Annotated in this window: 13 protein-coding genes; 8 read left to right on the top strand and 5 right to left on the bottom strand. The window is 70.4% G+C overall.

Annotation, left to right across the window (positions count from 1 at the left end; all coding sequences use genetic code 11):
* Window positions 1-33 precede the first annotated feature (33 nt).
* Both MCHUDSM44219_RS19470 and MCHUDSM44219_RS19465 read right to left on the bottom strand, forming a co-directional pair.
* Entirely contained in the window at window positions 34-1290 is a 1257-nt protein-coding gene (locus MCHUDSM44219_RS19470; RefSeq protein WP_048419884.1) for an NAD(P)/FAD-dependent oxidoreductase, read from the bottom strand.
* 114 nt (window positions 1291-1404) lie between these two features.
* Window positions 1405-2913, bottom strand: a complete 1509-nt coding sequence (locus tag MCHUDSM44219_RS19465) for a PucR family transcriptional regulator (protein ID WP_048419883.1) — start codon at window positions 2911-2913, stop codon at window positions 1405-1407.
* An 87-nt stretch (window positions 2914-3000) separates the two neighbouring features.
* On the opposite strand from MCHUDSM44219_RS19465, the gene MCHUDSM44219_RS19460 reads away from it, so the two are divergent.
* From MCHUDSM44219_RS19460 to MCHUDSM44219_RS19450, 3 genes are read left to right on the top strand one after another with little or no spacing between them, the layout of a single operon-like run.
* Window positions 3001-3594 carry a TetR/AcrR family transcriptional regulator gene (locus tag MCHUDSM44219_RS19460; RefSeq protein ID WP_043412005.1) on the top strand — a complete coding sequence of 198 codons (594 nt, stop codon included), beginning with the start codon at window positions 3001-3003 and terminating at the stop codon, window positions 3592-3594.
* A 43-nt stretch (window positions 3595-3637) separates the two neighbouring features.
* Window positions 3638-7270 carry a transcription-repair coupling factor gene (gene mfd / locus MCHUDSM44219_RS19455; protein ID WP_048419881.1) on the top strand — a complete coding sequence of 1211 codons (3633 nt, stop codon included), beginning with the start codon at window positions 3638-3640 and terminating at the stop codon, window positions 7268-7270.
* A complete protein-coding gene (locus MCHUDSM44219_RS19450; RefSeq protein WP_048419880.1) occupies window positions 7267-8283 on the top strand; it encodes a nucleoside triphosphate pyrophosphohydrolase in 1017 nt (338 codons plus the stop codon). The genes mfd and MCHUDSM44219_RS19450 overlap by 4 nt, the downstream gene beginning before the upstream one ends.
* 179 nt (window positions 8284-8462) lie before the next feature.
* Here MCHUDSM44219_RS19450 and efeB read toward each other — a convergent pair whose 3' ends face one another.
* The 3 genes from efeB to efeU are packed head-to-tail and all read right to left on the bottom strand — an operon-like array spanning window position 8463 to window position 11813.
* The gene (efeB, locus tag MCHUDSM44219_RS19445; RefSeq protein ID WP_048419879.1) at window positions 8463-9761 is read right to left on the bottom strand and encodes an iron uptake transporter deferrochelatase/peroxidase subunit; all 1299 of its coding nucleotides are present in this window, start codon (window positions 9759-9761) and stop codon (window positions 8463-8465) included.
* Window positions 9742-10893 (bottom strand): iron uptake system protein EfeO, encoded by a 1152-nt coding sequence (gene efeO / locus MCHUDSM44219_RS19440; RefSeq protein ID WP_048419878.1) that lies wholly within the window; start codon window positions 10891-10893, stop codon window positions 9742-9744. Before efeO ends, efeB begins: the two co-directional genes overlap by 20 nt.
* Window positions 10890-11813, bottom strand: coding sequence for an iron uptake transporter permease EfeU (gene efeU / locus MCHUDSM44219_RS19435; protein ID WP_048419877.1), 924 nt, complete (start codon window positions 11811-11813; stop codon window positions 10890-10892). The genes efeO and efeU overlap by 4 nt, the downstream gene beginning before the upstream one ends.
* Before the next feature lie 178 nt (window positions 11814-11991).
* Between efeU and MCHUDSM44219_RS19430 the strand changes: the two genes are divergently transcribed.
* The 5 genes from MCHUDSM44219_RS19430 (at window position 11992) to MCHUDSM44219_RS19410 (ending at window position 16212) form a co-directional block, all read left to right on the top strand.
* Window positions 11992-12741, top strand: a complete 750-nt coding sequence (locus MCHUDSM44219_RS19430) for a lytic transglycosylase domain-containing protein (RefSeq protein WP_048419876.1) — start codon at window positions 11992-11994, stop codon at window positions 12739-12741.
* Between the two features lie 70 nt (window positions 12742-12811).
* Window positions 12812-14101 carry a phosphopyruvate hydratase gene (eno, locus tag MCHUDSM44219_RS19425; RefSeq protein WP_048420010.1) on the top strand — a complete coding sequence of 430 codons (1290 nt, stop codon included), beginning with the start codon at window positions 12812-12814 and terminating at the stop codon, window positions 14099-14101.
* A gap of 3 nt (window positions 14102-14104) precedes the next feature.
* A complete protein-coding gene (locus MCHUDSM44219_RS19420) occupies window positions 14105-14791 on the top strand; it encodes an FtsB family cell division protein (protein WP_048419875.1) in 687 nt (228 codons plus the stop codon).
* A complete protein-coding gene (locus MCHUDSM44219_RS19415) occupies window positions 14784-15281 on the top strand; it encodes a DUF501 domain-containing protein (RefSeq protein WP_048419874.1) in 498 nt (165 codons plus the stop codon). The genes MCHUDSM44219_RS19420 and MCHUDSM44219_RS19415 overlap by 8 nt, the downstream gene beginning before the upstream one ends.
* Window positions 15274-16212, top strand: a complete 939-nt coding sequence (locus MCHUDSM44219_RS19410) for a Ppx/GppA phosphatase family protein (RefSeq protein WP_048419873.1) — start codon at window positions 15274-15276, stop codon at window positions 16210-16212. The genes MCHUDSM44219_RS19415 and MCHUDSM44219_RS19410 overlap by 8 nt, the downstream gene beginning before the upstream one ends.
* Window positions 16213-16219 lie beyond the last annotated feature (7 nt).

The raw sequence follows: 16219 nt of genomic DNA, 5'->3' as shown, positions 1-16219 counted from the left end.
CTGACGACCGGGAACCCTCGTACGAGGGGAGATTCAGCGTCGTCGCAGCGGATCGAACGCCCGTGCCGCCTCGGTCTGCTTGCCCGTGACGATCTGCTCGGCGAGCAGACGGCCGGTGGCGGGACCGTGCGCGAGGCCCCACATTCCGTGCCCGCCCGCGACGTACAGACCGCGGTCGACCTGCCCGATCAGCGGCATGCCGTCATCGGTCACCGGCCGGGAGCCGACCCATTCGGCATGGCGTTCCTGCCAGCGCACCCCGTCGAGCAGCGGGGCTGCGGACGCGACGATCGCCTCGATCCGGCGCCGGAACAACGGCTCCTCGGGGCGGCGGAACTCCATGGTCCCGGCGACACGCAAGCCCGTGCGGTATGGCGTGCACGCCACACGCGCCTCAGGCAGATAGATCGGACCGGGCAGCGGCCGGTCGACCGGAACCGAGAAGGAATAGCCACGTCCCGCGTGCAGCCCGACGCGGATCCGACGGCCCCACAGGGAGGTCAACCAGGCGCCGGTCGCGACGACTGCGGCATCGGCGTGCAGCGGTTCCCCGGCGCGCACCTCGACGCGCACCCCGCCGGGCACCGGAAGCACCCGTTCGACGTCCCCGGTGCGGATCGTGGCGCCGCGCTCGACGACAGCGCGGGCCAGCGCATGGGTGAAGCGGCCGGGGTCGACGAAGCGCTGTCCCGAGACAGCGACGACGCTGGCGATCTGCGCCGACGCGATCGGCACGTGGGTGCGCAGCGCCGCGCCGGCCAGCACCTCGACGGTCGGCTTGTGCACCCCCTGAATCCGGTCGAGCTCACGCCGGAAGGCGACCGCACGGTCGGCGTCGCGGAACGCGACGGCGATGGAGGTGTCGGTCACCGGGGCGTCCACCCCGTTGGCCACCAGCACGTCGAAGGTCTCGAGCGCCTCGTCGTTGAGCACCGCATTGGCCCGCGCCGCCCGCTGCCAGACGCCGGGCCGGCAGTTCGCGGCGAACCGCACCAGAAACCGCGCCAGGACGGGGTCCGCGCGCAGCGGGATGTGCAGTGCCGCGGCGGGATCGGCCATCGCGCGCAGCCCCTCGCGCAGCACGGACGGCGAGTTCAGCGGCGCTGTCAGCGCCGGGGACACCCAGCCGGCATTTCCCCACGACGCTCCTGCCGCGACACCGGTGCGGTCGACGACGGTCACATCGACCCCGCGGTCCTGCAGGAACCACGCCGTCGACAGCCCGACGATGCCCGCGCCGACGACGACCACAGACCGGGGACCGCCGTCCATCCCGGACCTGCCCGACATCGCATCCTCCTTCTCCGATGACCGATGACTCCATGGTCGGGTCCCGGAGAGACGCAGCTGTTGTGCTGGCAGGACAAACAAGCAGGCGCACAGTGTCGAATCTCGACAAAGAGCTCAGTCGCGGACAGCGAGTTCGATCATCATGGCGAACCGCTTGTCGGCATCGTCGAGCTGCAGCTCGGTGAGTTCGGCCATGCGGCGAATGCGGTACCGCACGGTGTTCTCGTGGACCCCGAGCCGCAGCGCGGTGCGGACAGGGTCGCCGTGTTCCTGCAGCCACGCGCGCAGGGTGACCACGTAGGCCGTGCCGTGCGCGGCGTCGTGCGCCCTCAACTCGGCGACGGCCCCGCGGTGCGGACGACGGCCCACGCCTGCCGCCGTCTTGAGGCGTTGCAGCACCACGTCGTTCCACGACTCGTCGTAGGCCGGGGGATCCGCGACACCGGTGCCCTCGTGCAGTGCCAGGCACTCGTCGGCTTCGCTGCGCGCCACCGCGAGATCGGTGGCGGTCGCCGGTGCGCTGATTCCAGCATGGACCGTCAGCTGGCGGGGCAGTGCTGTGATCAGCGCGGTCACCCAGGCCCGGGCGATGGCTGCCTCGTCGGCTGCGAGCACGGTGTACACCGTGGTGTCGGCCAGGGCGCTGCGCGAAGGGCGCGACCAGCCGAAGCCGGCGGTCGCGAGCTCGAACGCCTGCAGCAGCGCCGCGTGCCGTTCGCCGCCGTCCTGGGCGCGCAGGGCGATCACCCGCAACGCCGAGGGCGGCAGTCCCAGGCGGCTGGCCAGGGTCGCCGAGTCGGCCGGCGCCTCGAGCAGCCGGATCACCAGTTCCGACTCGACCTGACGTTCCAGGTCGGCACTGGCCCGCGAGCGCAGCACATGCAGGGCGACGGTGTGCGCGCCGTCCGCAAGCGCCCTTCGCTGTTCACCGGCGAGTGCGCGGGGCGTGGCGACCCACACCGAGCCCAGGACATCCCGGCCCGCGCGTGCCGCGACGACCATCCGGCCGGTCAGCCCGGCGTCCGGATCGGCCGGCACGAAAAGGGGCTCGTCCGACACCGACAGGTGGGCGAACACCCCGGCGGCCTCGAGGCGGGCGCGCACGTCCACAGGAGCCTGGCGGGCGAGGATCGTCGCCGCGCGCGCCGGGTCGGCGTCCTGCTGGCCGCGCGAGAATGCCAGCACCCGTGACTGCCGGTCCTCGATGACGACGGCGCCGCCGACCGCCCCGGACAGGCTGTCGGCCAGGGCGAACAGGTCCGTCGGTCCTCGGCCCGAATCGGTCTCCCGCCCTTCCAGAACGAGGCCGTAGACGACCGCGGCGAACTCGCTCCACGACATCGCGGAGTCGATGACCACCAGCGCGATGCCCCCGGCGTCGGCGATGGTGCGGTCCGCCGCGCGGGTGAGCACGACGACCGCGCCTGCGGCGGTGGCCCAGTCCAGCGCCTCGGCCTGGTTCGACGCGCCCACGGCGAGCAGTACGTCGCCCGGCATCGTGCGTCCGTCGACGACCTCGGGCAGCACGACGCTGCGCAGCTCGGTCGACCGGTCCGCCGTGCCGGCCTGCCAGCGGGCGCCGTAGCCGCCGAGGACGTTGATCAGCCGATCCAGCGTGATCACGGAGCTTGACGGTACGCCGGGGCGCCGCGGTTTAGGCTGGGACGCGTGGCCGCAGCCGACAAGGAAGTCCGCGCCCCCCGCGCCCGGATGACCGGCAGCGAGCGCAGGCAGCAGCTGATCGAGATCGCCAAGTCGCTGTTCGCCGAGCGCGGTTTCGACGGCACCTCCATCGAGGAGATCGCGCTGCGGGCCAATGTCTCCAAGCCGGTGGTCTACGAGCATTTCGGTGGCAAGGAGGGCCTCTACGCCGTCGTCGTCGACCGCGAGATGTCCGCGCTACTCGACGGCATCACCGCGTCGCTGACCAACAACCGCTCCCGCGTGCGCGTCGAGCGGGTGGCGCTGGCGCTGCTGACCTACGTCGAGGAGCACACCGACGGGTTCCGCATCCTGATCCGGGACTCGCCGGCCAGCATCACCTCGGGCACCTATTCGACGCTGCTCAACGACGCCGTGAGCCAGGTCTCCTCGATCCTGGCCGGGGACTTCTCCCGGCGCGGCCTGGACCCCGACCTCGCACCGCTGTACGCCCAGGCGCTGGTCGGTTCGGTGTCGATGTCGGCGCAGTGGTGGCTCGACACCCGCGAGCCGAAGAAAGAAGTGGTGGCCGCGCATCTGGTGAACCTGATGTGGAACGGCCTGACCCATCTCGAAGCCGACCCCCACCTGCAGGACGAGTAGCGGGATCGGTCGCGCCGCCGGCGGGGCCTACGATGGGGGCATCATGACCGCATCGGGGACCCTTCATGTCCACACCCCGATCGCGGGCCTCGTCGAGCTTGCGCTGCGCGACCCCTCTCTGCAGGAAGTCACGCGCCGTGCCGCCGACCGGCCCGCCGATCTCGATCTCGTCGGCCCTGCCAGCGCCCGGCTCTTCGTGGCCGCCGCGCTCGCGCAGGCCGGCCCGCTGCTCGCTGTCACCGCGACGGGGCGCGAAGCCGACGACCTGACCGCGGAGCTGAAGGGTGTGTTCGGCGACGCGGTCGCGATGTTCCCGTCGTGGGAGACGCTGCCGCACGAACGGCTGTCGCCCGGCGTCGACACCGTCGGCGCGCGAATGATGCTGCTGCGCCGCCTCACCCATCCCGACGACGACCGGCTGGGCTCGCCGCTGCGGATCGTGGTGACCACCGCGCGGTCCTTGCTGCAGCCGATGGCCCCGGACCTGGCCGACATCGAACCGGTCACCCTGACCGTCGGCTCCGATGCGGACTTCGACGCCACCGTCGCGCGCCTGGTCGACCTGGCCTACACCCGCGTGGACATGGTCGGCAAACGCGGTGAGTTCGCCGTGCGCGGCGGCATCCTCGACGTGTTCCCGCCCACCGCCGAGCATCCCGTGCGCGTCGAGTTCTGGGGCGACGAGGTGTCCGAGATGCGGATGTTCTCGGTCGCCGACCAGCGGTCGATCCCCGAGATCGACGTCACCACCGTGATCGCGGTGCCGTGCCGCGAGGTGTTGCTAACCGCCGACGTGCGCCAGCGTGCGCAGGCGCTGGCCGCCGAGCATCCGGTGCTGGAGAACAGCGTGCCGGGCAGTGTGCCCGACATGCTGGCCAAGCTCAGTGAGGGCATCCCGGTCGACGGCATGGAAGCGCTGCTGCCGCTGTTGCGCCCGGCCGACCTGGTGACGCTGCCGTCGCATCTGCCCCCCGGGACGCCGCTGCTGATCTGCGATCCGGAGAAGGTCCGCAGCCGCGCCGCCGATCTGATCAAGACGGGGCGCGAGTTCCTCGAGGCGTCCTGGTCGACGGCCGCCGTCGGCGGCGACGCTCCGATCGACCTCGAGGCGCTCGGCGCGTCGGGGTTCGTCGGTTTCGACGACGGACGCGACGCGGCGCGGGCCGGTGGGCACCCGTGGTGGACGCTGAGCCAGCTCACCGCCGAGGCCGGCCTGACCCTCGACATCAGGCCGGCGCCGTCGGCGCGCGGTCAGCAGCATAATCTCGACGAGATCTTCGTGATGCTGCGCGCCCACGTCGCCACCGGCGGCTACGGCGTCGTCGTCACCCCCGGCACCGGCACGTGCATGCGGGTGGTCGAGCAGCTCGGCGAAGCCGACACTCCCGCAACGGTTCTCGAGCCCGGTGCGATGCCCCGCGAGGGCGTGGTGGGCGTGATGAAGGGTCCGCTGCACGACGGCGTGGTGATCCCCGGCGCCAACCTGGTGGTGATCACCGAGACCGATCTGACGGGCAATCGGGCCGCCGCCACCGAGGGCAAGCGGCTCGCGGCCAAGCGGCGCAACGTCGTCGATCCGCTCGCGCTGACCGCCGGGGACCTCGTGGTGCACGACCAGCACGGCATCGGCCGGTTCGTCGAGATGACCGAACGGGTGGTCGGCGGCGCCCGTCGCGAGTACCTGGTGCTCGAGTACGCGTCGGCCAAGCGCGGTGGCGGCACCGACAAGCTGTACGTGCCGATGGACTCGCTGGACCAGCTGTCGCGCTACGTCGGCGGTGAGGCGCCGACGTTGAGCCGCCTCGGCGGCAGCGACTGGGCGAACACGAAAACCAAAGCGCGCCGGGCGGTTCGGGAGATCGCGGCGGAGCTGGTCACGCTGTACGCCAAGCGCCAGGCCTCTCCCGGGCACGCGTTCGCCCCGGACAGCCCCTGGCAGACCGAGATGGAGGACGCGTTCGGGTTCACCGAGACCGTCGACCAGCTCACCGCCATCACCGAGGTCAAGTCCGACATGGAGAAGCCCGTTCCGATGGACCGGGTGATCTGCGGCGACGTCGGCTACGGCAAGACCGAGATCGCGGTGCGCGCGGCGTTCAAGGCCGTGCAGGACGGCAAGCAGGTCGCGGTGCTGGTGCCGACGACGCTGCTCGCCGATCAGCATCTGCAGACGTTCAGCGCGCGCATGACCGGGTTCCCCGTCACCGTGAAAGGCTTGTCGCGCTTCACTTCTCCATCGGAATCCAAGGCCGTGCTGGAGGGGATGAAGGACGGCTCGGTCGACATCGTCATCGGCACGCACCGGCTGCTGCAGACCGGGGTGACGTGGAAGGACCTGGGCCTGGTCATCGTCGACGAGGAGCAGCGCTTCGGCGTCGAGCACAAGGAGCACATCAAGTCGATGCGCACCCACGTCGACGTGCTCACGATGAGCGCCACCCCGATCCCGCGCACGCTGGAGATGAGCCTGGCGGGCATCCGGGAGATGTCGACGATCCTGACCCCGCCCGAGGAGCGGTACCCGGTGCTGACCTATGTCGGCCCGCACGACGACAAACAGGTCGCGGCCGCGCTTCGCCGCGAGATGCTGCGCGACGGGCAGGCGTTCTACATCCACAACCGGGTGCGTTCCATCGACCAGGCCGCCGCGCGGGTGCGCCAACTGGTGCCCGAGGCGCGCGTGGTGGTGGCGCACGGGCAGATGCCCGAGGAGCAACTGGAGCGGACGGTCGAGGGTTTCTGGAACCGGGAGTTCGACATCCTGGTGTGCACCACGATCGTCGAGACCGGCCTGGACATCTCCAACGCCAACACGTTGATCGTGGAGCGCGCCGACACGTTCGGGCTGTCGCAGCTGCATCAGCTGCGCGGCCGCGTGGGGCGCTCCCGTGAGCGCGGATACGCGTATTTCCTGTACCCGCCCGAGGTTCCGCTGACCGAGACGGCCTATGACCGGCTCGCGACGATCGCGCAGAACAACGAGTTGGGCGCGGGGATGGCCGTCGCGATGAAAGACCTCGAGATCCGCGGCGCGGGCAACGTGCTCGGCGCCGAGCAGTCCGGCCACGTCGCCGGGGTGGGTTTCGACCTGTACGTGCGGCTGGTGGGCGAGGCGGTCGAGGCCTACCGGGCGGCCGCGGACGGGAAAACCGTTGCCACACCGGAGGAACCGAAGGATGTGCGGATCGACCTGCCGGTCGACGCGCATCTGCCGCCTGACTACATCGGCAGTGACCGGTTGCGGTTGGAGGCCTACCGGCGGCTGGCCGCCGCGCAGGACGACGCCGCCGTCGACGCGGTCATCGAGGAGCTCAACGACCGGTACGGCCCGCTGCCCGAGCCGGCGCAGCGCCTGGTCGCGGTGGCGCGCCTGCGCCTGCTCGCCCGGGCGCACGGAGTGACCGAGGTCGGTGCGCCGTCGGCGTCGACGGTGCGGATCTCGCCGCTGACGCTGCCCGATTCGGCGCAGCTGCGGCTCAAGCGGCTCTACTCGGGTGCCACCTACCGCGCCACCACCTCGACCGTGCAGGTGCCGATTCCGCGGGCCGGCAGTGGCGTGGGGGCGCCGCGTATCCGCGATCTCGAGCTCGTCGCGTTCGTCGCGGGTCTGCTTCTCGCCATCGACGGGAATCCGCAGGCGCAAGTTGATATAACCAAGTTCGGAGGTGGCTCATGACGGTTGTCCTGGTGGACCCGCGCCGCCCCTCGCTGGTGCCCGTCGAGGCGATCGAGCTGCTCTCCGGTGACGTGCAGTACACCGAGGAGATGCCGATCAAAGTGCCGTGGTCGCTGCCGTCGGCCCGGCCCGCCTACGAGGGCGATCCCGCACCCGTGCTGCTGTCGTCCGATCGCGACCACCCGTCGGTGGCCGCGCGGCTGGCCGCCGGCGAGCGGGTGATCGCCGCGCCGGAGCCCGCGCCCGGCGAGCATCTGGTCGACGCCGTGGCGATGATGGACAAGCTGCGCACCGCGGGCCCGTGGGAGAGCGAGCAGACCCACGACTCGCTGCGGCGGTATCTGCTCGAGGAGACCTACGAGCTGTTCGACGCGGTGCACGGCGGAGACCTGACCGAGTTGCGCGACGAGCTCGGCGACGTGCTGCTGCAGGTGCTGTTCCACGCCCGTATCGCCGAGGACGCGCCGGAGAACGCGTTCGGCATCGACGACGTCGCCGACGCGCTGGTCCGCAAGCTCGGCAATCGCGTGCCCGCGGTGCTCGCCGGCGAGTCGATCTCGCTGGAAGATCAACTGGCACAGTGGGAAGCACGCAAGGCGCTGGAGAAGTCGGCGCGCCAGTCGATCATGGACGACATCCCGACGGCGCAACCCGCGCTGGCGCTGGCGCAGAAGGTGCTCGCCCGCGCCGAAGGCGCCGGCTTCCCGCCGGAGCTGGTGCCCGATGCGCTCACCTGGATCACCGTGACGGCCGATTTCGACGCCGAGAACGCTTTGCGCTCAGCGGTATTGGAGTTCATGGCCGATGTCCGTGCCGCCGAGCGGTCCGCGGCCGCGGCGCAGCGCGGCGATGACGTCGCCGAGGAGCTCGACGACAGCCCGCACGCGGTGATCTCCGCCGACGAATGGCGTGCCCACTGGCCGCACGCGATCGTCGACGACCCCGAGTCCGAGTCGGCGGAGGCGGACGAGGAGGCTGAGCGCGAGGCCGAGGAGCCCGAGCGCGAGGACTGACCGCGACGAGATCCACTGTGTGCAGCGATCTGGTCGAACTTTCTCCGCAGAGCGTGGATTTCGTGCGTTCCGGATTCTCAGGAGTCGCAGGTATGCACGTTGTGCACCGGTGCACTCGCACTTCGTCTGCACATCGTGCAGAGATGTGACTGCTGTGGCGGCCGAGTCCCCGCCCGAGGTCAGTCGAACAGTGTCGAGCCCCAGAACGTCGACGTGTCGCCCTCGCGGATGCCCGGCGGGCAGGCGAACAGCGCGGAGCTCGTCGGCGTGATGTATTCGTTCAGCGCGTCCTTGCGCGACAACGCATTCTGCATCGGGATGAATTGCGTGAGCGGGTCGCGGACGAATGCAATGAAGAACAGCCCGGCGTCGAGGTGGCCGAAGCCGTCCGAGCCGTCGGTGAAGTTGTAGCCGCGGCGCAGGATCTCGATGCCGCCGAGGTTCTCCTTCGACGCGAGCCGCACGTGCGCGACCTCGTCGATCAGCGGCTTGTCCTTCTTGTCCTTGAGCGAGAAGTTCAGCTCGTCGAACTCCTCGGACTGACCCATCGGCGCGCCGCTGCCCTTCTGCCGGCCGATGACGCGTTCCTGCTCGAGTAGCGTGGTGCGGTCCCACTGCTCGATCCGCATCCGGATCCGCCGCGCCACCAGATAGGTGCCGCCGGTCAGCCAGGCGGGCCCGTCGCCGTCGCCGACCCACACGAACCGGTTCAGCTTGTCGGTCTCGTCGGAGCGCAGGTTCGCCGTTCCGTCCTTGAAGCCGAACAGGTTTCGCGGCGTCGTCTGGTCGCGGGTGGTCGACGACGTGCGGCCGAAGCCGAGCTGGGAGTAGCGCACCGCGACGGTGCCGAAGCCGATGCGGGCCAGGTTGCGGATCGCGTGGACGGCGACCTGCGGGTCGTTGGCGCAGGCCTGCACGACGATGTCGCCGCCGCTGCGGGCCGGTTCGATCTTCTCGTTCGGGAACTTCGGCAGGTCGACCAGCTGCGCGGGCTTCTTGTCCGCGATGCCGAACCGGTCGACGCCGTCCTTGACGAAGAACGACGGGCCGAATCCGATCGTCAGCGTCAACTGCGACGGCGGCAGGCCGAGCGCCTCACCGGTGTCCGTCGGTGGGGCATAGGGGTTCTGGCCGGTGGCCCCGTTCTTGAACGCCTCCTGGCCCTGCGTCATCCGCTCGGCCATCTCGGTCCAGTCGGCCAGCATCTTGATGACGTCGTCGCGGCTGTTCGTCGTCACGTCGAACGTCGCGAAGTGCATGCGGTCCTGCGCCTCGGTGACGATGCCCGCCTGGTGTTCACCGCGGAACGGGACCGCGGTCTCCAGGTGCACGGCGGGCGCGGCCGCGGTCGCGCGGCCGGCCAGCGCTCCGGCGCCGGCTGCGCCGACCACCGCGGCGCCGACTCCGGCCGCGCCGAACAGCTTCCGCCTACTCAGCCCCTGCCGTGCGGGCACGGGCTCATTGGGGTGCGATGACACCCTGCACCTGGCTCACCTCTTTGCTCAACGCGTCGATCGCGCGCGAGAGCTCCTGACGTTCGGGCTCGGTGACGCTGTCGTAGCCGACGAATCCGTCGCCCTGGCGGTACTTCTCGAGCAGCTTCTCGGCCTCGGCGAACCGCTGGTCGACGCGCTTGCCCAGATCGGCGTTGCGCTCGTCGAGGATCGGCCGCACCGACGCCACCGCGGTCTGGCTGCCCTGCAGGTTGGCGTTGAAGTCCCACAGGTCGGTGTGGCTGAAGATGTCCTCTTCGCCGCTGATCTTGCTGGTGGCGATCTCGTCGAGCAGACCCTGTGCGCCACCGGCGATCTGGGTGGAGTCGATCGTGTAGTCGGGCGCCTTCACGCCGGCGTCGAGTTCCTTGACGTCGGCCACCAGCTGGTCGGCGATCGCGTTGGTGTCGGGCTGCAGCCCGCTGACCCACAGGTCCTTCTCGAGCCGGTGGAACCCGGTCCACTTCTGGCCCGGCTCGAGGTCGGCCTCCCGCAGGTCGATGCGCGGGTCGAGGTCGTTGGGGAACGACTCGGCGACGGGCTCGATGCGCTCGTAGTAGGTCCGCGCCGTCGGGTACTGCGCTTTGGCGGCCTCGATGTCACCGGACTTGATCGCGGCGACGAACGACTCGACGGCCGGGATGAGGGCGTCGCTCTGGCTGTTGATGTAGCGCTTGTAGCTGTCGGCGGCTTCCTTGAACTTGCCCTCGGTGTCGATCTCGACGGCGTCGCCGGTGACGGTGAAGTCGCCGCGGATGCCGTCGCCGATCATGCCGGGCTTGCAGGCCGTCTGATAGGTGCCGGGTTGGGAGAGCTGGACGACGAGCTTGCGCTGCAGTCCGGGGGAGATGTTCTCCACCTCGCCCATCACGCGCTCACCCTCGCCGTAGACGTAGAACTCGGTCACCTTGTTGCCGTTGTTCGTGATCACGAACGTGTTCGTTCCGGTGGTGCCGGCGGACCCGGACAGCTGGCACGAGGTGTCGGAGGCGTCGACGGTGATCTGGGCGGGCGCTTCGGAGCCCTCGGCGGCACCTGCGGACTCCTCCTTGGCCTGGCAACCGCTCAACGCCAGGGCGGCCAGGGCCGCGGTGAGCACGACGGGGTGAACCTTCACGTGGTGGACCTTTCGGGATCGGGTAGGGGAGCGGGTCGGGCCGGGCGAGCCGGCGCCGGGGTGGGACGCAGGAACAGGGCGAGCACGACGGCGAGGTAGGCCAGCCAGCTGACCAGCTGCAGCACCGTCGGGGTGGGGGTGACGTTGAAGACGCCCTGGATCACCTCGCCGTACCAGGAGGACCAGTTGAACCAGGTGGTGATGTCGAAGGCCTTGGTGGCCAGGCCGGGGAGCCAGCCGACCGTCTGCAGGGCGCCGATGCCGTAGGCGAGGATGCCGGCGGCGACGACGATCAGGAAGACGCCGGTGTAGGTGAAGAACTTGGCGAGGTTGATGCTCAGCGCGCCGCGATACATGCCGTAGGCGATGACCCCGGCGATCAGCACGCCGACGACGAGTCCGACCAGCGGCCAGTTCGTCGTCGCCTCGGCGTACCCGACCATGAACAGGGCGGTTTCCACGCCTTCGCGGCCGACCGCGAAGAAGGCCAGCAGCGCGACGGCCGGCGGGCCGGTCTCGAGGGCCTGGGCCATGTCGTTGCGCAGTTCGCCTGACATCCCGGCGGCGGCTCTGCGCATCCAGAGCACCATCGTGGTGACGATGACCACGGCGATCAGGGACGCGACTCCCGCGATGGCCTCGGCGGCCAGGCCGGTGATGGTGTTCTCGCCGAACTGGATGACCAGGAACACGGTCAGCGTCAGCGCGATCGCGGCGCCGACGCCCAGCCACACCCATCTGAGCGCGTCGCGACGGTCCGACTTGACCAGGAAGGCGACCAGGATCGACACCACGATGGCCGCCTCGAGGCCCTCACGCAGGCCGATCAGGCCGCTGCCGAACAGCTGGGAGGTGATGTTGGGGGAGGCTGCCAGGGTGGTCGAGGACATGCTGACCGGCAGGTCGGTGATCATGCTCATCGAATCGTCCTCGCTACGTCTGTGGCACCTAGCCTTGCCTAAGCAAAGCAAGGTGTGGCTCACCTTGCTTAGCGTTGCGCTAAGTGAATGTACACCGCCCCTCCGCGGCCCGGGATGAGTCTTAAGTCCTTTGGTGCGTGGCAGCATGGCTAGGAACCAGAGTGGGTTGAGGAGTCCGGTGACACGGGTGCGTTGGCTGCAGGCGGTGGCCGTGATCGGTGCGACAGCGCTGCTCCTGGCCGCCAGCTGTTCCTGGCGGCTCGGCAGCCCGATCCCCGACGGGGTGCCGCCGCCCGCCGGCGATCCCGTCCCTCAGATCGACACCTATGCAAAGGGCCGGCCCGCCGATGCGCTGCACGAATGGGCCGCGCAGCGCGCCCCGGCGCTGGGCATTCCGGTGACGGCACTGGAGGCCTACGCCTACGCCGCCCGCGTCGCGGAGGTGGAGAACCCCGACTGCCACCTGAAGTGGACGACGCTGGCGGGCATCGGCCAGGTGGAGAGCCACCACGGCACCTACCGCGGCGCGACGATCGCGCGCAACGGCGACGTGACGCCACCGATCCGCGGTGTGCTGCTCGACGGCACCGGCGGCAACCTGGAGATCCTCGACAACGACTCGGTCAGCCACGACCCGGCCGTGGAGAGCAAGGGTGACGAACCGTTCGCCCGGGCCATGGGGCCCATGCAGTTCATCCCCGAGACGTGGCGGCTCTACGGCGTCGACGCCAACAACGACGGGCAGATCAGTGCCGACAACATCGACGATGCGGCGCTGTCGGCGGCCGGCTATCTGTGCTGGAGCGGGAAGGACCTGGCGACGCCGCGCGGCTGGATGGACGCGCTGCGCGCCTACAACCACTCCGACCAGTACGCGCGCACGGTCCGCGACTGGGCGACCGCCTACGCCGGCGGACACCCGCTGTAGAGCACGCCACGCGAACGGCCACCCTCTAGGCTCAGTGCTGATCGTTCGTCCGAAGACCAAGGAGGCAGTCGTGCCCATCATCGAGCAGGTCGGAGCCCGCGAGATTCTCGACTCCCGGGGCAACCCGACGGTGGAGGTCGAGGTGGGTCTGCTGGACGGCACCGTCGCCCGCGCCGCCGTGCCCTCGGGCGCCTCCACCGGCGAGCACGAGGCCGTGGAGCTGCGCGACGGCGGGTCGCGCTACCTCGGCAAAGGTGTCCAGAAGGCCGTGGAGGCGGTGCTCGACGAGATCGCCCCGGCGGTGATCGGCCTGGGCGCCGACGAGCAGCGGCTCGTGGACCAGGCGCTGGTCGATCTCGACGGCACCCCCGACAAGTCGCGGCTGGGCGCCAACGCGATCCTCGGCGTCTCGCTGGCGGTGGCCAAGGCCGCGGCCGACAGCGCCGCGCTGCCGCTGTTCCGCTACGTGGGCGGGCCGAACGCGCACATCCTGCCGGTGCCGATGATGAACATCATCAACGGCGGCGCGCACGCCGACACCGGCGTCGACGTCCAGGAGTTCATGATCGCCCCCATCGGCGCGCCGAGCTTCAAGGAGGCGCTGCGCTGGGGCGCGGAGGTCTACCACGCGCTCAAGTCGGTGCTCAAGAAGCAGGGCCTGGCCACCGGGCTGGGCGACGAGGGCGGCTTCGCCCCGGACCTGCCCGGCACCAAGGCCGCGCTGGATCTGATCGGTACGGCCATCGAGGCGGCGGGCCTGAAGGTCGGCAGTGACGTGGCGCTTGCGCTCGACGTCGCGGCCACCGAGTTCTACACCGAGGGCACCGGCTACGCGTTCGAGAAGGAGACCCGCACCGCCGAGCAGATGGCGGCCTTTTACGAGCAGCTGATCGGCGCGTACCCGCTGGTGTCGATCGAGGACCCGCTGTCGGAGGACGACTGGGACGGCTGGGTCGCGCTGACCACCGCGATCGGGGACCGGGTGCAGCTCGTCGGCGACGACCTGTTCGTCACCAATCCCGAACGGCTCGAAGACGGCATCGAACGCGGCGCCGCCAACGCGCTGCTGGTGAAGGTGAATCAGATCGGCACGCTGACCGAGACGCTGGACGCGGTGTCGCTGGCCCACAACGCCGGTTACAAGACGATGATGAGCCACCGCAGCGGCGAGACCGAGGACACGACGATCGCCGATCTCGCGGTGGCGGTCGGCAGTGGTCAGATCAAGACCGGCGCCCCGGCCCGCAGCGAGCGCGTCGCCAAGTACAACCAGCTGCTGCGCATCGAGGACGAGCTCGGCGACGCCGCCCGCTACGCCGGTGACCTGGCGTTCCCGCGATTCGAAGGCGGAGCGAAATAGCCTGTGCCCGAAGCGAAACGGCCCGATCCCCGGCGGCGCACGTCCCGGCCCGCGAAGCCGGGTAAGCCCGGCGATGCCGGACGGGCCAAGCCGCGCGGCACCTCGGTCCGGCGCGAGCGCCCTGTGGCTCAACTCCCCGCGCCGGAACGCGAGCCGGGGCAGGAGCTCGAGCTGCAGCCGGCGGGGACGTCGATCCGCGAGTCGATCGCGGCGTCGGTGGAGGCCGCCGCCGATCAGCGGTTCGGGTCGACAGCGCGGCGCGCGGCGATCCTGGCCGCGGTGGTGTGTGTGCTGACCCTGACGATCGCGGGTCCGGTGCGCACGTACTTCGGGCAGCGCACCGAGATGAAGCAGCTGCAGGCCTCGGAAGCCCAATTGCGGGACCAGATCGCCGATCTCGAGGCGCAGAAGGCCAAGCTGGCCGATCCGGTGTTCATCGCGGCGCAGGCGCGCGAACGGCTGGGCTTCGTGATGCCGGGGGAGATCCCCTATCAGGTGCAATTGCCGCCCGGAGCCACACAGCCCGGCGCGGCGCCGGAGGGCCAGACCGCGGTCACCAGCTCCGACCCCTGGTACACCGCGCTGTGGCACACCATCGCCGATGCGCCGCACGGACTTTCGCCCACCGCGCCCCCGCCCGTACCGCCGGCACCGCCCGGGCCGCCACCACCGCCGCCGCCCGGTGGTTGAGCCCGAAGATCTCAAGATCGTCGCGCGGCAGTTGGGCCGGGAGCCGCGCGGTGTGCTCGAGATCGCCTACCGCTGCCCCGACGGCGACCCCGCCGTGGTCACGACGGCGCCGAGACTGCCTGACGGCACCCCGTTCCCGACGCTGTACTACCTCACCCATCCGGTGCTGACGGCCGCAGCCAGCCGGCTGGAGTCCTCGGGGCTGATGCGCGAGATGACCGAGCGGTTGGAGCACGATCCCGAACTGGCGGCCGCCTACCGGCGGGCGCACGAGTCGTATCTGGCCGAGCGCGACGCGATCGAACCCCTGCACACCACGTTCTCCGGCGGCGGCATGCCCGACCGGGTCAAATGCCTGCACGTGGTGATCGCACACGCGTTGGCGAAGGGCCCCGGCGTGAACCCGTTCGGTGACGAGGCGTTGGCGATGTTGGCGACCGAGCCGGCGATGACCGGCATTCTCGATCCGGAGGTGTGGACCAATGGCTAGGGTGGCCGCCGTCGACTGCGGGACCAATTCGATGCGGCTGCTGATCGCCGACGTCACCGACGGTCGGCTGGTCGATGTGCACCGCGAGATGCGGATCGTGCGACTGGGTCAGGGTGTGGACGCGACCGGGGAGTTCGCCCCCGACGCGCTGGCCCGGACCCGCACGGCGCTGAGCGCCTATGCGGCATTGATGCGCGATCACGACGTGACCGCGGTGCGGATGGTCGCGACATCGGCGGCCCGCGACGTCAGCAACCGCGAGGAGTTCTTCGCGATGACCTCGGAGGTCCTCGGCGCCGTGGTCCCCGGTTCGGTGGCCGAGGTGATCACCGGCGCGCAGGAGGCGGAGCTGTCGTTCCGCGGCGCGGTCGGTGAATTGGACCCGGCCGGTGCGCCTTTCGTGGTCGTCGATCTCGGCGGCGGCTCGACCGAGGTGGTGCTCGGCTCGGATGACGTCGCTGCCGCCTACTCCGCGGACATCGGCTGCGTACGCCTGACCGAACGCTGCCTGCACTCCGATCCGCCCACCGACGACGAGATCGCCGCGGCGCGCGCGGTGGTGCGGGAGGCGCTTGGCGAAGCGCTACGGGTGGTGCCCGTCGAGCAGGCTCACACGTGGGTCGGGGTGGCGGGCACGATGACCACGCTGGCCGCGCTGGCGCGCCGGATGACGACCTACGATTCCGACGCGATCCACCTGTCGTCGGTCGGCTTCGACGACCTGCTGCCGGTGTGTGCCGACCTGCTGGCGATGACGCGCGCGCAGCGCGCGGTGCTGGGCCCGATGCACGAGGGCCGCGTCGACGTCATCGGCGGGGGCGCGCTGATCGTGCAGGAGCTCGCGGAGATGCTGGGTCAGCGCGCCGGCATCCACACGCTGGTGGTCAGCGAGCACGACATCCTGGATGGGATCGCGCTGTCGATCGCGTGAGACCGGC

The organism is Mycolicibacterium chubuense, assembly GCF_001044255.1.
Lineage (GTDB): Bacteria > Actinomycetota > Actinomycetes > Mycobacteriales > Mycobacteriaceae > Mycobacterium > Mycobacterium chubuense.
Note: the sequence above shows the minus strand (reverse complement) of the source record. Positions and strands in the feature narration are given on the sequence as shown.

Bases quoted from the DNA above. Each gene is read 5' to 3' on its own strand.
- MCHUDSM44219_RS19470 (WP_048419884.1), bottom strand. From the start codon at position 1,290: ATGTCGGGCAGGTCCGGGATGGACGGCGGTCCCCGGTCTGTGGTCGTC.
- MCHUDSM44219_RS19460 (WP_043412005.1), top strand. From the start codon at position 3,001: ATGACCGGCAGCGAGCGCAGGCAGCAGCTGATCGAGATCGCCAAGTCG.
- mfd (WP_048419881.1), top strand. From the start codon at position 3,638: ATGACCGCATCGGGGACCCTTCATGTCCACACCCCGATCGCGGGCCTC.
- MCHUDSM44219_RS19450 (WP_048419880.1), top strand. From the start codon at position 7,267: ATGACGGTTGTCCTGGTGGACCCGCGCCGCCCCTCGCTGGTGCCCGTC.
- efeU (WP_048419877.1), bottom strand. From the start codon at position 11,813: ATGAGCATGATCACCGACCTGCCGGTCAGCATGTCCTCGACCACCCTG.
- MCHUDSM44219_RS19410 (WP_048419873.1), top strand. From the start codon at position 15,274: ATGGCTAGGGTGGCCGCCGTCGACTGCGGGACCAATTCGATGCGGCTG.